The 15,100-nt window shown below is 70.9% G+C and carries 11 protein-coding genes and 1 tRNA gene; 6 read left to right on the top strand and 6 right to left on the bottom strand.

Annotated features, from left to right (window positions below; all coding sequences use genetic code 11):
• Nucleotides 1-18 precede the first annotated feature (18 nt).
• Nucleotides 19-1,101 (top strand): hypothetical protein, encoded by a 1,083-nt coding sequence (locus IF00_RS0103095; RefSeq protein ID WP_030313913.1) that lies wholly within the window; start codon nt 19-21, stop codon nt 1,099-1,101.
• 80 nt (nt 1,102-1,181) lie between these two features.
• On the opposite strand, the gene IF00_RS0103090 is transcribed toward IF00_RS0103095, so the two are convergent.
• The 3 genes from IF00_RS0103090 to IF00_RS0103080 form a co-directional block, all read right to left on the bottom strand.
• Entirely contained in the window at nt 1,182-2,441 is a 1,260-nt protein-coding gene (locus tag IF00_RS0103090) for an acyltransferase family protein (protein WP_078944514.1), read from the bottom strand.
• Between the two features lie 2 nt (nt 2,442-2,443).
• A complete protein-coding gene (locus IF00_RS0103085; RefSeq protein WP_037637403.1) occupies nt 2,444-4,594 on the bottom strand; it encodes a bifunctional polysaccharide deacetylase/glycosyltransferase family 2 protein in 2,151 nt (716 codons plus the stop codon).
• 160 nt (nt 4,595-4,754) lie between these two features.
• Nucleotides 4,755-4,973 (bottom strand): hypothetical protein, encoded by a 219-nt coding sequence (locus IF00_RS0103080; protein WP_158710424.1) that lies wholly within the window; start codon nt 4,971-4,973, stop codon nt 4,755-4,757.
• A 367-nt stretch (nt 4,974-5,340) separates the two neighbouring features.
• On the opposite strand from IF00_RS0103080, the gene IF00_RS0103075 reads away from it, so the two are divergent.
• Nucleotides 5,341-6,291, top strand: a complete 951-nt coding sequence (locus tag IF00_RS0103075) for a glycoside hydrolase family 16 protein (RefSeq protein WP_051819741.1) — start codon at nt 5,341-5,343, stop codon at nt 6,289-6,291.
• Between the two features lie 1,035 nt (nt 6,292-7,326).
• Complete coding sequence (locus IF00_RS0103065; RefSeq protein WP_245234412.1) at nt 7,327-9,903, top strand: SpoIIE family protein phosphatase; 2,577 nt, start codon at nt 7,327-7,329, stop codon at nt 9,901-9,903.
• Between the two features lie 1,012 nt (nt 9,904-10,915).
• Here the strand turns inward: IF00_RS0103065 and IF00_RS0103060 are convergent.
• A tRNA-Pro gene (locus IF00_RS0103060) sits at nt 10,916-10,989 on the bottom strand.
• 249 nt (nt 10,990-11,238) lie between these two features.
• On the opposite strand from IF00_RS0103060, the gene IF00_RS0103055 reads away from it, so the two are divergent.
• A complete protein-coding gene (locus tag IF00_RS0103055; protein WP_030313901.1) occupies nt 11,239-11,796 on the top strand; it encodes a DUF309 domain-containing protein in 558 nt (185 codons plus the stop codon).
• Nucleotides 11,797-11,799: 3 nt separating this feature from the next.
• On the opposite strand, the gene IF00_RS0103050 is transcribed toward IF00_RS0103055, so the two are convergent.
• Nucleotides 11,800-12,189: a DUF488 domain-containing protein gene (locus tag IF00_RS0103050; RefSeq protein WP_030313899.1), complete on the bottom strand. Its 390-nt coding sequence runs from the start codon at nt 12,187-12,189 to the stop codon at nt 11,800-11,802.
• A gap of 29 nt (nt 12,190-12,218) precedes the next feature.
• Nucleotides 12,219-12,833, bottom strand: a complete 615-nt coding sequence (locus IF00_RS0103045) for a TetR/AcrR family transcriptional regulator (protein ID WP_030313898.1) — start codon at nt 12,831-12,833, stop codon at nt 12,219-12,221.
• A gap of 231 nt (nt 12,834-13,064) precedes the next feature.
• Between IF00_RS0103045 and IF00_RS0103040 the strand changes: the two genes are divergently transcribed.
• Both IF00_RS0103040 and IF00_RS40895 read left to right on the top strand, forming a co-directional pair.
• Nucleotides 13,065-13,880, top strand: a complete 816-nt coding sequence (locus IF00_RS0103040) for a phosphatase PAP2 family protein (RefSeq protein WP_030313896.1) — start codon at nt 13,065-13,067, stop codon at nt 13,878-13,880.
• Nucleotides 13,877-15,034, top strand: coding sequence for a DMT family transporter (locus IF00_RS40895; protein WP_078944512.1), 1,158 nt, complete (start codon nt 13,877-13,879; stop codon nt 15,032-15,034). The genes IF00_RS0103040 and IF00_RS40895 overlap by 4 nt, the downstream gene beginning before the upstream one ends.
• Nucleotides 15,035-15,100: the final 66 nt, after the last annotated feature.

Raw genomic sequence — 15,100 nt, 5'->3', positions numbered from 1 at the left:
ACCGTCATGGAGGACCGCATGACCCGCACCACACCCCCGCGACCCGTCGATGTCGAAGCCGTTTTCCCCGCCCTCTCCGCCCACCGGCGTACGGCCACGCGCCTGCACCCCCGCCATGGTGTGGCGAAGGCCGAGGAGAACTCACTGGCGGGACCGCTGCTGTGGCCGGCCGACGAGCCGTGGCCGGTGTGCACGGCGGTGCACGCCAAGGGCACCGGCCATCGGCTGGACGACGTGCGGCTCAAGCGGCGCATCCTCGCGGAGGCGCGAGGACGCGACCTCTCCGAGGAGGAGCGGCGGGTCCTCGACGCCATCGCTCCGGGGCAGCACGCCCCGGACCTCCGGGACGAGGATCCGCTTCCGCTGCTTGCCGTGGCCCAGCTGTACACGCGGGACATCCCGGACCTCGTCGGCCCGGAAGGCCATGACCTGCTCCAGGTGTTCTGGTGCCCCTTCGAGGTCCACGGCCCCGACCGCACCGTCGACGTCGTGCTGAAGTGGCGGCGCTCGCAGGACGTCGGCGAGGTCCTGACGCACCAGCCCGAGCCCCCGGTGGCCGGCCGCGAGGAATGCGTGCCCACCCAGTGCGTCCTGCACCCCGAACAGGTCGTCGAGCACGAGTACCTGGGTCTGCTGAGCGAAGAACTCCAGGACGCCGTCGCCGAATGGGAGGAGGGCCTGCTGGACGAGGAGGACGACGAGGACGCCTACGACTCCTCCGAGCCGCAGAGCTACGACACCTACGAGGAGTACGAGGCCGCGATGGCCGGGGCACGGTCGGAGGAGGAGGACGAGGTCGACTACATGAGCGACCTGTCCATCGCCCCGGGCTGGAAGGCGGGCGGCTTCGCGTCCTGGCACCTCACCGATCCCGCGCCGGTCGACTGCGCGGCCTGCGGCACGCCGATGCCTCCCCTGCTCACGGTCGACAAGTGGGAGTGCGACGGCGCTTCGAGAAGCTGGCTTCCGCTCGAGGACCGCGAGGCGACCGACGACCCGGACGTGATCGACCCGGTCGGCGTCTACCTCGGCCGCGGCCTGATGCGCGTTCACACCTGCCCCACCGACCCGCGACACCCGCACCGGCTCAGCTTCCAGTAGGCGCCCCGCACTGACCCGCGGCACCGGGATCGGTGGCGCGGGTCAGTGCCGTCCCCGCACGTCCGCGGTGCGGACGGGCGTCAGGCACCGGCCCGGCGCCTGCCCCGTACGCGGCGCGGGTACGGGAAGAGCCGTGGCGGGCGCTTCGCGGCCACGTCCTCGATCCAGCCGAAGGTCAGCACCAGTAGTCCGGTCAGGGGGACCGCCACCAGCAGCGGGAACCACTGGCTCATCAGCAGCCACTGGAAGTGCGCGTAGAAGAAGCCGACGGACCAGAGGGGGTCGATCAGCGGGATGGCGGCCACCAACGCGACCTGGTGCCAGAGGTAGACGCTGACCGCGCGCGAGTTGAGCAGGCTGATCAGGCCGTTCCAGCGTTCCAGCGGCCGGGGCCACTGCTCCCAGGAGGGGCTGACGTGGAGCAGGATCGCGACGAAGCCGAAGGACCACAGCGCCTGGGCGATCGGCCAGCTCTCGATGTCGGTGTGCACGGTCGGATCGACCGGCCGGGTCTGCAGGTACCACCAGCCGGCCACCATGATCAGCGGCGCGACGGACGGCACGACGTACTGCGGGATCCTCTTGAGCAGGCCCTCCTGGTGGGCCATGCCGAGGATCCAGCAGGAGCCGAACATGGCGAAGTCACTGAGGTTCTCCCAGACGCGGCCGTAGAGGAACTCCTGGTCGATGAAGAACGTGTTCAACACGACCGTCACCACGAGCGGCACGGACAGCGTGACCACCGGCATCCGCCGCAGCGCCCACAGCATCAACGGTGAGAGCAGGACGTACCAGAGGTACGCGCGGAGGTACCAGAGCGGGACGACGACCTGCACCGCCCAGCCGGGCCCCACGAGATGGTCGAAACCGTTCAGCGATTCGGCGTACGGCGGAGTGCTCAGCGGCACGAGCCAGAACAGCAGCTTGCCCCACCACCAGTCGGGATGCCCCTCGGCCTCGGGCCCCCAGCCATCGGCGATCTCCAGGGTGAGGATGACCGCGCCGAACAGCCACATCGGCGGCAGCAACCGGCGCATACGGCCCCGGATGACGCCCAGGGCGGGACGGCTGAGCGAGCGTGCCATCAGCGACCCGGCCAGCGCGAACATCACGCCCATCGACGGGAAGACGACGGGCAGCCAGAACCAGCCGAAGTTGTGGTAGATCACCACACGGACCAGCGCCAGCGCGCGCAGCAGGTCGAGATAGCGGTCCCGGCCGCCCTTGCGCGGGGCCGGCGTCGACGGCTCCGCCTCCGGCTGGAGCTCCCGACGCAGAGCGGCGGGGATCCTGAGCCGGACGGTGTCCTGGGTTCCCCCGAACTCGAAGGATGCGGTCATGGTCAGGCCTCCACCGGTGCGGCGACCTCGCCGGTGCGCCGGAGCTTCTGCCAGCGCAGTCGACCACCGGTCAGCGCCGTGATCGTGGACTGCAGCAGGACGATGTACATCAGCTGCCGGTAGACCAGTTGCTGGATCGGCAGGCTGATCAGATGCAGGGGCTTCTCGCCGTCGAGCCGGAAGGCGTACCAGGACAGCACGGCCTGGAGCAGGATGAAGCCGCCCCAGCTGGCGAGGGTGATCGGGGCGTCCGCGAACAGCACGCCGTACAGCAGGAACATGTCGACCAGCGGGGCGAGCAACGGGGCGACCACGCCGAACAGCACGACGAGGGGCAGCCCGATCCGGCCGAAGCGCCCGGCCGGACCCCGGGAGGTCACGGCGCGGCGGTGCTTCCACATCGCCTGCATGCTGCCGTAGCTCCAGCGGTACCGCTGGGACCAGAGCTGCTGGATGCTGGCGGGGGCCTCGGTCCAGGCGCGGGCGTGCTCGGCGTAGACGATCCGCCAGCCGTCGCAGAGCACCGCCATGGTGATGTCGGTGTCCTCGGCGAGGGTGTCGTCGCTCATCCCGCCGACCCGCCGCAGGGCCTCCTTGCGGAAGGCGCCGACCGCGCCGGGGATGGTCGGGATGACGTTGAGCATGTCGTACATCCGGCGGTCCAGGTTGTGGCCGAGGACGTACTCGATGTGCTGCCAGGCGCCGATCAGGCTGTCGCGGTTGCCGACCTTGGCGTTGCCCGCGACCGCGCCGATCCCCCGGTCGCCGAAGGGCTGGACCAGCTCGCGCACGGTGGACGGCTCGAAGACGGTGTCGCCGTCCATCATCACGATGATGTCGTGCGACGCGGCCGCTATGCCGGTGTTGAGCGCGCTGGACTTGCCGCCGTTGGCCTTGCGGATCAGCCGGACGAACGGCAGGTTCATCGCCTCGACGATGTCCGCGGTGCCGTCCGTCGAGCCGTCGTCGATGACGATCACTTCGATCGGATGGTCACTGGCGATCAGGGAGTTGAGGGTGTTCGCGATGCACTCGCGCTCGTTGTAGGCCGGGACGAGGACGGTGACCGGCTCGGTGACGGGTGGTCCCCACCCGCCCCTCTTCCGGGAGCGCCGGGCATGGAGCGGCGCGAGGACGAGCATCAGCGCGAACCGGCCGAAGTTGAGGAAGCCGACGACGGCCAGCAGCGCGACCAGCACCGGCAGGGTGAGCACGGCGGCCTCGCTGGCCCAGATGAAGCACTTGCCCGCCCACAGCTGGTAGCCGTGCACCGGCACGGTGGCGTTGGTGGCGCCGAGCGCCTCGGAGACGGTGGCGAAGCGGTACCCCTCGCCCTGCAGCTTCACGATGATCTGTTCGAGTGCGGCGATGGTCTCGGTACGGTCGCCACCCGCGTCGTGCAGCAGGATCAGCTCGCCCGCGCCGGGCTTGCGCGGCATCGCCGCCTCGACGATCGCGTCGACGCCGGGACGCTTCCAGTCGTGGGTGTCGCGGTCGATGAACGCGGTGAGGTAGCCGTGGGAACCCACGTACTTGATCACCGGGTAGTTCCAGTCGTCGAGCGCCGAGGCGTCGGAGGAGTACGGCGGGCGGAACAGCGCGCTGTGGACGCCCGCGACGCCGGCCAGCGCCAGCTGCGTCTGCGCCAGCTCCCAGCTGATCCGGGCTTCGGACTGGTACACCAGATCGGGGTGGGTGAAGCTGTGCACGCCGATCTCGTGGCCGGCCGCGACGATCTGCCGGATGAGCTCCGGGTGGCGCGTGGTCATCGCTCCGGTCACGAAGAAGTCCGCGCGGATGTCGTGGGCCGCGAGCACCTCCAGGATCTTCGGGGTCCACTCCGGCGAGGGGCCGTCGTCGAAGCTCAGGACCACGGTGCGGTCGGGGATCCGATAGCTCACGGGGCGCTCGTTCTTGTCGCCGCGCGCGTCGATGACCGGGCCGCCCTTGAGCAGGTTCTCCGGCACGGTCGTCTTGTCGACCGAGGTCGCGATCCGGGTGTCGTGGAACGCCTCGTTGGTGGCGAGGCCGCGGAGGACGAGGAGCGCGAGCAGACAGGCCAGCAGGGACAGCGGCATGAAGAAGCGCAGCGGCGGCGCGGCCAGTCGGCGCGGTCTCAGCAGGGACTGCCGACGACGCTGGTGGCGGGACAAGGGCGCTCCTGGAGATGGGTGGTGCGGACGATCAGGCACGCTCGGCCGGCCCGCAGGCGTTGCTGTGGGCGGCACGACGGCCGCTGCAGGTCAGGAAATGTCGCGATGTTCGGCGTCACGGCCGGACACTTCGGTCGCGGTGTCGCAGACCGCGCGCCCGCTAGGGCCAGGAGGGCGACAAGGGCCCCTTGGCGGGCAAGTACGAGGGTTTCGGCGGTATCTCCATCGCCGGGGCGTCCGACTGCATCCCGATCAGGCTGCCGCCCATGGCGGCCGCCAGGATCGCGCCGACCACGGAGACCGGCCAGCCGAAGCGCCGCAGGTGACGGCTGCGCAGACCCGACTGGTCGACGAACACCGGTGCCGGAGCAGACTCCACCTGACGGGATTCGGCCACACCGGGCTGTACCGAGTGGACCGACCCGCGCCCGAAGGATGTGGCGACTTGGCGCATTGTTGTGGCCTTTTTGTGCAGGGTGTGGAGACCGCTGAAGCGTAGAGCGGACCGTAGCGCATGACCGGAATCGATTGGTGCGCGATGTGCGTATTTGACATGATCCGATCGGATGTCGTGACCGGATCGGTATGTCAACGGACGCCTCCCGGACCTGGGATGGCCGGGTCGCGAACACGGGGCGGGATGGCTTGAAACCTTCGCTAGGATGACCGCTCGATTCATGCGATCGGCGATCGATCCGCATGCAAGGGCGTGTCCAGTCACCGCCTCTACGCCCCAAGGAGCCCGTGTGAGCCAGCCCCGCCGCACCTCTCGTCGCCGAGCGTGGACCGCGCTCACGCTGCCCGCCCTCCTGTGCGTACTCGCCGCGTGCTCCGCCGACCCCGCGACCGGAGGGAGCGCCGACGCCGCCGGGCCCGCACCGGAAGCCTCGCCGACGCCCACCGGACCGCCGGGAACGCTGTTCGACGACTTCGACTACACCGGCGCCGACGACCCTTCCCTCGCTGCGCACGGCTGGGAGATCCGTACCGGCGGGGGCGGCCCGGGGATCAAGGACACCTGGAGCGCCGACGGCGCCGCCTTCCCCTCCGACCCGACGGCCGAGGGGGGCAGGGTGCTACGCCTGCGCTCCTCCACCGACGGCACCGAGCAGGGCACCACGCAGGCCGAGGTGCACACCACGAGCCGGAACTTCTTCACGGGAACCTTCGCCGCCCGGGTCCACCTCAGCGACAAGCCCACGCAGGGACGCGACGGAGACCACGTCGTCCAGACCTTCTTCCCGATCTCCTCCTCGGACTCCTCGGAGAACTACAGCGAACTCGACTTCGAGTACCTGCCGAACGGCGGCTGGGGTTCCGTGGGTCCGCAGCTCGACAACGTCAGCTGGTACAAGGCCGACCCGCCGGACCGGGTCCACAACACCCTCAAGCGGCGCCTAGAGGGCTGGCACACCATGATGATCACCGCCATGGACGGAAAGGTCACCTACTCCCTCGACGGCAAGGAGCTCTTCACCAGCTCCGGCAAGTACGTCCCGCGCGAGCAGATGGACATCCACTTCAGCAACTGGCTCATCGACCTCCCCTTCACCGGTGGCCCGCGCACCTGGGACATGAAGGTCGACTGGGTCTACTACAAGGCCGACGAGGCCGTCTCCACGGCGGACGTCCAGAAGACGGTGGACGGCTTCCACAGCACCGGCGCCGGCTACATCAACACCGTCCCGAAGCCCTGACCCCACGGGTCACACGCCGCGATCGACCAGCGCGCACGCGCCGCGACGGAGCAGGACCGGGCGGCACCGACGGCCACGACCCCCCGAAGCGCAACGTCACCCCGTGACAGCGCGCTCCGGTCGGTCAGGGGCGCCGACCCCCACTGGTCCCCGGAAACGAGTCAGGGGCCGTTTCGGATTACTCTGAAATGGCCCCTGACCTGCGACTTCGAAAAGTCGGGACGACAGGATTCGAACCTGCGCCCCCTTGACCCCCAGGAGTAGGGGTCATGGGGATTGTCATGACATAACGGACGAATTCTGGCCGCGAGTTGTGTGAGAACACCCAGGCCCTTCGCCACCGCGCACACCGTGTGGTCGCCAACTGGTCCCCACGGAGGAAGTGCTGTTGCGCCATCGGAAAGGCAGCGAGAAGGACGTCTCTGCCGAGGAGCGAGCTCCCATCACCCGTTGCGGTGGCGTGCGGACAGCATCCTGCCGCAGGCTGGGACATGGGTGAGGAGCGTCAGGCGGCCGAGGACCCCGCGCACGGTCTGTCTCGCCGGTCACACCGGCTCGCCGGCATCCCTCGCCTCTCGCGCACCGTCCTCACGGCTGGAGTCGAGGAACGAACGACGCGGACGACCTATCGGTCTCTCGGTCTCCCCGGCCGCGGCGACGACTGGGGCCGTGTCCACCTCTCGCTTGCCGGCGCCGCGGACGAGGATGCACCGCCCCGCTCCGTGCCTGGAGGTCGGACGTCACCGCCTTCCTGCGCTGGACCGAACGCATTGGCCCGCGGCCGGGAGAGCGAGCACCTCGACCTGGACGCCCTCGTCTCCCAGATCATGATCAACACCCATCCCTTCTGACCCGCAGCGGTCGGATCCTTGTGTCGTGGCCCTGATGCGTACCGTGAACGCCGGGAGCCCTGGTCGCGGGGAGGTGTTACAACTGGGTTGTGAGCCCGTCTCGTCTCTCGTACCCGGCGTACCGGTGCGGTCGAACCTAGGCAGAAGATTCGGAAGCGTCGCCGGACAGGTCTTCGTCCTTCAGGTGGCGATCGTGGTGCTGCTCGCCGCCGGGGCCCTGCTGGCCCTGGTGCTGCAGTCGCGGTACGACATCGATCGTGAAGCGCGCAACCGGTCGGTTTCCGTGGCTCAGACCTTCGCGAACTCCCTGGGCCTGCAGGAAGCGCTGAGGTCGCCGGACCCGTCCGCGATCCTGCAGCCCCTCGCCGAGGAGACACGCAAGGACGCAGGCGTGGACTTCATCGTGGTGATGGACACGAACGGCATCCGCTACAGCCACCCCCAGCCCGACCGCATCGGCGAGCGGTTCGTCGGCACGATCGAGCCCTCAGTCGCCGGCCAGGTGTACACCGAGAGCGTGGAGGGGCCGCTCGGCAAGGAGATCCAGGCGATCGTCCCGGTCACCTCGCCCGAGGGTGAGGTTGTCGGCCTGGTCTCGGCAGGACTGACGGTGGAGAGCGTGACCGGCATCGCCGACCGTCAGCTGCCGGTCATCCTCCTGGCCATCGCCATCGGTCTGGCTCTGGCCACCGTCGGCACGGCGCTGATCAGCCGAAGACTGCGCCGCCAGACCCACGGGCTCGGCACGCAGGAGATGACCCGCATGTACGAGCACCACGACGCGGTGCTCCACTCCGTCCGCGAAGGGGTGCTGATCACGGACGGCGAAGGACGACTACTCCTGGCGAACGACGAGGCCGGACGGCTGCTCGGCCTGCCGGACGACGCCGAAGGACGCCCCGTCGACAAGGTAGGCATGGATCGCCGAATGGCGGAACTGCTGCTGTCCGGCCGGGTGGCCACCGACGAGGTGCTGGAGGCCGGGGACCGGCTGCTCGTGGTCAATCAGCGGCCCACGGGCCCGCAGGGCTCGGCGGTCACCATCCGCGACTCCACCGAGATGCAGCTCCTGAGCAGCCGGGCGGAGACGGCCCGCAAGCGGCTCAAGCTGCTGTACGACGCCGGGGGTGACATCGGCACCACCCTCGACGTGGTCCGCACCGCGAAGGAACTGGCCGACGTCGCCGTTCCCCAGTTCGCGGACTTCGTCACGGTCGATCTGGCCGACCCGGTCCTGAAGGGCGACGAGCCCGGCCCGGGCGCCGACATGCGGCGCACGGCGGTCAGCGGCATCCGCTCCGATCACCCGCTGTATCCGCTCGGTAGCCTGATCGAATTCCTGCCGTCCACGCCGCAGGCCCGCGGATACGGCACGGGCACAGCCGAACTCGTGCCCGATCTCCATGACGCGCCGGGCTGGCACGCCCAGGACGCGCCGCGGGCATCGGCGATCGTCGGCTACGGGATCCACTCGCTCATCGCGGCTCCGCTGAAGGCAAGGGGCGTCGTGCTCGGGGTGGTCAACTTCTGGCGGTCGCAGAAGCCGGAACCGTTCGACGAGGACGACCTGTCCCTGGCCGAGGAGCTTGTCGGCCGCGCCGCGGTCACCATGGACAACGCCCGCCGCTACACCCGCGAACACCATCTCGCCGTGACGCTCCAGCGCAGCCTGCTGCCGCGGGATCTGCCCGAGCAGAGCGCGGTGGACGTCGCGCACTTCTACCAGCCCGCCCAGTCCGGAGTGGGCGGGGACTGGTTCGACGTGATCCCGCTCCCGGGCAGCCGCGTCGGGCTCGTCGTCGGAGACGTCGTCGGGCACGGCCTGCACGCCGCGGCCACCATGGGGCGGCTGCGCACGGCCGTGCACAACTTCTCCTCCTTGGATCTGCCGCCCGACGAACTCCTCGCCCGTCTCGACAACCTCGTCCAGCGCATGGACCAGGAAGGCGACAGCACACCCTCGGACGGCGGTGTCCTGGGCGCCACCTGCCTGTACGCCGTCTACGACCCCGTCTCGCAGAACTGCACCATGGCGCGGGCAGGGCACATGCCACCGCTCGTGGTCGCCCCGGACGGCACGACGACGATCTCGGAACTGCCGGCCGGTCCCCCGCTGGGGCTGGGAGCCATGCCGTTCGAGAGCACGGAACTGCACATGGCGGAAGGCAGTCAGCTGGTCCTGTACACCGACGGGCTGGTCGAGGAGCGGAGCCGGGACATTTCAGAGGGCTTGGAAAGGCTGCGCACGGCGCTGAGCCACCCCGACCGAGACCCGCAAGCCAGCCGCCGCGCCGTACTCGACGCCCTGCTCCCGGTCCGGCCGGCCGACGACATCGCGCTGCTCATCGCCCGGACACGGACTCTGGGCCCCGGCCGGGTCGCAGAGTGGGACGTACCGTTCGACCCGAGCGAGGTCGGCGCCGTGCGCGGCCTCGCGGCCGAGCAACTCGAGGAGTGGGGCCTGGAGGAACTCGCCTTCACCACAGAACTGATCCTCAGCGAGCTCATCACCAATGCCATCAGGTACGCCGCCGCGCCAGTTCGCGTTCGTCTGTTGCGCGATCGCACTCTGACCTGCGAGGTGTGGGACGGCAGCAGTACCGCCCCGCATCTGCGGTACGCCGCCACCACGGACGAGGGAGGCCGCGGACTGTTCCTGGTGGCCCAGCTCAGCGAGCACTGGGGCACCCGGTACACACCGGAAGGCAAGGTCATCTGGGCCGAACAGGTCCTGCCCACCACGGGCAGTGCCCTCTCCTAGGGTGCACTTGTTCTGCTGACCGCCGTCGCCCTCGTCATGTCTCAAGCCACCCGCTTCCGCGGGTCACCACCTCGCTACGCCCTGCGCAACACCAGCAGACCAGATCGTCGACCGCCATCCACGCGCCGAGCAGCAGGTGTGCCCTCGGAGGTTGGTGATCGCCTGGCGGCGGCCCAGCCTCGGCCGTGACGCTGCCGGGCCGCCCGGTACGGCAAGCCGCACGTCTCCACCCGGGTGAACAGTGGACGACCACGAACGCGCCCGCGGCCCGAGACACATGCAGCGCACAGTTGACATCGTGGCGAATGCAACTGAGCTTCGGGAGGCGGAGGACAGGCGCCCCGCAGAGCTCGAAGAGCGACTCGTCCGTCGGCCTCGCGATGCATCGACCCGTCCGACGCGGAACGCAGAGAAGGCTCTTGCGCATCACGAAGCGCAAGGAGCGGCGATCGACTCATGCATGTGAGGCCGGAGGGATGACCTCAACTTCCCGGTCAGGACCATCGCTTCGGGCACTGCGCAATCGGTGAGTGGAGCCATCCTCAGTGCGGGCCCCACAACGTCGGCGTTCCCTCGCACGGCAAGGCCCGGATGGAATGTTCCCGCGTCACGGCAGCGAGGGTGGACGGGCTGTTCGTTCACCGGGCCCGCAGCCCCACACGGCGGTGACCGGTGGCGCTTAACCGTGAAGGGCGTGCATGTGTGTGTTCACGAGCGCGTTTGGCACGGGAGACGGGTACAGGGCAGAGGCGCGCGTTTGGGTCGTGGGTCTCCGGGGCCGGAATGCCGTTGCGTTCGCGCCGGCGGTGGTGACATCACGTCACCACGTCGCTGCCGACGTGGGCAGAGAATCGCACCTGAGCCACCCGGGAGGCCGCGGCAATGTACCTTGACCAAGCCAAGGGGCGCTTCCCCCCCGTCCAGTGCGCTGGTCCCCAAGTGGTCCCCAAAAACGATCAAGAGGCCACCTCAGATTACTCTGAAACGGCCTCTGACCTGCGACTCTTTCGAGTCGGGACGACAGGATTTGAACCTGCGACCCCTTGACCCCCAGTCAAGTGCGCTACCAAGCTGCGCCACGTCCCGATGCGCGTCTCCTCGGGGTTCCCCCCTCGTCGGCGTGCAGGGAAAACATTACCTCACTCCGGAGGGTGGGTTGACGCACGGGCTGTCACGCGCCGCAGGTGGTGGCCAGGGGCGCTGCGTGGGCGAGGGGCGAGGACGCTCGGCCGTCGGGCGGCCGCCATGGCCGGCCCGCGCGACCCCCCGCGGTCCGGTGTGCGGTGGACCGTCGAGCCCAGCGGTCCCGATCGCCCCGGGGGCGACAATGGACACGTGAACCGGACAGCGAGTGACCGCGGCAGGGATCGCGACGAGGAGGGGCGGGCCCGGAGCGCGCGTCCCCGCGACGGGCTCGGCCGGCCGCTGCCGTACGGCGCCGAGGGCGTGCCGCGGCAGCCCGAGGGGGTCGTCCGCGCTCCCGAGGAGACCTTGCGCGAGGCCCAGCGGCTGCTGGATGCCGGGATGCCCTTCCACGCGCACGAGGTCTTCGAGGACGCCTGGAAGTCCGGCCCCGAGTCGGAGCGTGACCTGTGGCAGGGCCTCGCGCAGCTCGCCGTGGGCCTGACGCACGCCGCCCGCGGCAACACGGCGGGCGGAGCGCGGCTGCTGCGCCGTGGCGCCGACCGCATCGGGGGCGGGCCGGAGACCCTGGAGGCCGCCGCCGCATACGGGATCGATGCCGGCGGACTCGTGCTGTGGGCTCGGGAGTTGGCCGACCGCGCCTCCGGAGGCGGCGGGACCGGAGGAGCGGACGCGGCCGGAGCCGCCCACAGGGCCGTCGTCGTCGACGCCGCCTCCGAGGCGCCCCGGCTGCGGCTGGACCGGGCCTGAGGGTTACGCCCCCGTCTGGGGGTCCAGTTCCCGCAGCAGGACCGACGTGTGGCTCACCGAGGGGTCCTTGGCCGCTGTCAGGAGGGTGACCGTCTCCTTCGCCGCGATGCTCCTCAGCCGGTCGAGGGCCGCCACCGCGTCGGGGGCCTGGAGTTCGGCCTCGTAGCGCCGTCGGAACTCCTCGTACTCGCCCTCGGTTCCGTGGTACCAGCGGCGGAGTTCCGTCGACGGCGTGAGCGCCTTGGGCCATTCGTCGATGTGGGCGTCGGTCTTGGCGAGTCCGCGCGGCCAGAGCCGGTCGACGAGGACCCGTACGCCGTCGTCCGGCGACGGGGTCTCGTAGATCCGGCGGACGCGGACGCGGTGGGCGGGCTGTGCGGGCTCTCCGGGCATGGTTCCAGCCTGACGGACCGGCCCGCGACTCACCCCTCGACGCGCAGTGCCGGAAGGAGGACGGCGTCGACGAAGGTCCGCATGGTCGAGACGTCCGTGAAGCGCTCCTCGAAGAGCCGCTCGATGCGGAGCATGCCCAGGAAGCAGGGGGCGACGAAGCCGATCGCGGGGTTGTCGGCGTCGACCTCGCCGCGCTCGACCGCGCGCGCCACGACCGCGTCGATGGCCGCGACCTCGGGGGCGATGACGGTCTCGCGGAGTGCGGCGCGCAGGTCGGGGTGCTGCATGAAGGCCTGGGCGACGGCCTCCATGAGTTCGGCGTCGCGCTCGCGGTGGGAGGCGGCGATCCGGCCCGCCTCGCGCAGGTCACCGGCGAGGGTGCCGGTGTCGATGCCGGTGAAGACGGTGCAGCGGCGCTGGGCGAGCGCGGCCGTGACGAGCTGCGGCTTCGTGCCCCACTGCCGGTAGAGGGTGGCCTTGCCGCACTTGGTGCGGGCCGCGACGCCCTCCATGGTCACCGAGTCGTATCCGCCCTCGCGCAGGAGGCAGAGCACGGCGTCGTACAGCTCCGTCTCGCGCTCCGGCGTGATCTTGCTGCGGCGGGCCGCCGCGGTGGCGGCCTCCGTGGACGCCGACCCCGGCATGGACGCTGATGCGGACGTGGACGTGGACATCGATCCCTCCCGGACACCTCTGTCTCTGCACATACGAGAGTAGGGGGTGCACAATCGAGACGCAAACGTATCGAGACGCTTGCGTCTCGATTAAATCGGATCTAGGCTCACTCCGTTTGTTGGAGAATTGACTGATTAGAGGGCCGCGCGATGGCTGCCGGGAAACGCGGGATACGAGGACCACGTCCTGCCGGATCGGGGCTGACGCCTACCCGCGCCCCCTTCGGGCTCGACGAGCACGGGAGCGGCGAGGGGGACGGCGGCGAGTCCGCCCGACCACCCCTCCTGCGCGAGCTCGCGCTCGTCACCGCGCTCTTCCTCGTCTACAAGTTCGGCCGGCTCTTCGCCAACGGCCACGAGTCCCGCGCCTTCCGGAACGCCGACCGCGTCTGGGACGCCGAGCGCGCGCTCCACCTGCCGGGCGAGGGAACGATCCAGCAGCTGCTCCTGCACGGCGAACCGCTGATCCGGGCCGCGAACACGTACTACGCGGCCGTGCACTTCCCGGCCACCCTCGCCTTCCTCGTCTGGCTGTATCTGCGCCGCCCCGCCCACTACGTGTGGTCGCGCCGCGTCCTCGCACTCGTCACCGGTGCCGCGCTGGTCCTGCACCTCCTGATGCCGCTCGCGCCGCCGCGGATGCTCGCCGCGAGCGGGCTCGTCGACACCGCGCGGGTCTACGGCCCCTCGGTGTACGGGGCGACGCCGGAGACCGACTCGATGGCCAACCAGTTCGCCGCCATGCCCTCGCTGCACTTCGGCTGGGCCCTGATGGTCGCGATCGGACTGATCGCCGCCACCCGCTCCCGCCTGCGGGTCCTGTGGCTGCTGCACCCGCTGTTCACCCTGCTCGTCATCGTCGGCACCGCCAACCACTACTGGTTCGACGCGCTCGCCGCCGCCGCGCTGCTCGGTCTCGCCCTGCTCGCCGTCCGCGCCCCCGGCCGCCGGACGGCGCCTCCACCCGTACCCCGTCAGGTCGGTACGACCCCTCTCCCGGTCGGAGCCCTCCGATGAACCCCGCCACCGGCACCGTCGTCGCGGTGCTCCTCTCGCTCGTCTCCGCCGCCGGATACGCGCTCGCCGCCGTCGCCCAGTCCCGGCTCGCCGCCGCCTCCCCCGTCCAGGACGGGCGGGGGGCGCTGCGCGCCCTGCTCGCCCGCGGGCAGTGGTGGTCGGCGGTCGGCCTCAACGCCGCCGGAGCCCTCGCCCATGTGGCCGCCCTGCACTACGGGCCGCTGACGCTGGTCCAGCCGCTCGGCGCGCTGACCCTGGTGGCGGCGCTGCCGCTCGGCGCGTACGCGGCACGGCGCCGGGTGACCCGCACCGAGTGGCGCGGGGCGCTGTGGACCCTGGCCGGTCTCGTCGGACTGGTCGCGGTGACCAGCCCCACCGAGCCCGGCGAGGCGCTCAGCCTGCGCGAGTCCCTGGTCGTCGCCGCGGCGACGGCGCTCCTCATCGTCGCGCTCGCCTCGGGCCGGCGCCCGGCCAAGGGGCACGCGCCTCGCGGGCTCGGGCACGCCACGGCCTCCGGGATCGCCTCGGGCGTCGCGTCCGCGCTCACCCAGACGCTGACGGCCGCGTTCGCGCTCGAACTCCCGGGCGGCAGGCCGGCCTGGTGGCAGACCGCGCTCCTCGCGCTGCTGATCTCGGGCTTCGCCTCGGGCGGCCTCCTGCTCTCCCAGGCCGCCTACCGGGGCGGCCTCGCCGCGCCGCTTGCGGTGGTCAACCTCTCCAACCCCGCGGCCGCAGCGATCATCGGCGTGGCGCTGCTCGGCGAGACGTTCCGAGCGGGCGCGTGGGGCTGGCTGGTCGCGGCCGGGGCGTCGCTGGTCGCGGCGCGGGGCGTGGTGCTGCTGACGAAGGGGGGCTCCCCGGAGGCGGCTCCGGCCACACGCCCCGAGGCGGTGGCGGCATCCGCTGTGGCGGCCCGCCCCGAGGCGGTAGTGGTGGCGGTGGCAGCGCCCGGGACGACCGCGGATTCCACGCGCGCGCGTACGCCTGCCCGGTGGGCCGTCCGGTCGGTGCCGGCGCCTCGCTCGGCCGAGCTCGCCGTCCACCGTTCGGCCCGACCCGATCCGGCCACACCCGAGCAGGGCGCGCCCCCTCGGGACCTGCCCGATCCGACCGTGCCGGGCGCCGAGCCGGCGCACGCGCGGGCGGCGGGCTGAGGGTCCCTCACACGTCGAGGACGCGCGGCGAGGACACGGCGGGGCCACCGGTCGAGGAACCTCCGG

This window comes from Streptomyces flavochromogenes (assembly GCF_000717595.1).
GTDB lineage: Bacteria > Actinomycetota > Actinomycetes > Streptomycetales > Streptomycetaceae > Streptomyces > Streptomyces flavochromogenes.
This window is presented reverse-complemented; position numbering and strand designations above follow the sequence as displayed.

What these genes read in the sequence shown, in the direction of transcription:
- IF00_RS0103045 (WP_030313898.1), bottom strand. Translation starts at nt 12,833, where the DNA reads ATGCCGGGGTCGGCGTCCACGGAGGCCGCCACCGCGGCGGCCCGCCGC.
- IF00_RS0103090 (WP_078944514.1), bottom strand. Translation starts at nt 2,441, where the DNA reads ATGACCGCATCCTTCGAGTTCGGGGGAACCCAGGACACCGTCCGGCTC.
- IF00_RS40895 (WP_078944512.1), top strand. Translation starts at nt 13,877, where the DNA reads ATGAACCCCGCCACCGGCACCGTCGTCGCGGTGCTCCTCTCGCTCGTC.
- IF00_RS0103095 (WP_030313913.1), top strand. Translation starts at nt 19, where the DNA reads ATGACCCGCACCACACCCCCGCGACCCGTCGATGTCGAAGCCGTTTTC.
- IF00_RS0103050 (WP_030313899.1), bottom strand. Translation starts at nt 12,189, where the DNA reads ATGCCCGGAGAGCCCGCACAGCCCGCCCACCGCGTCCGCGTCCGCCGG.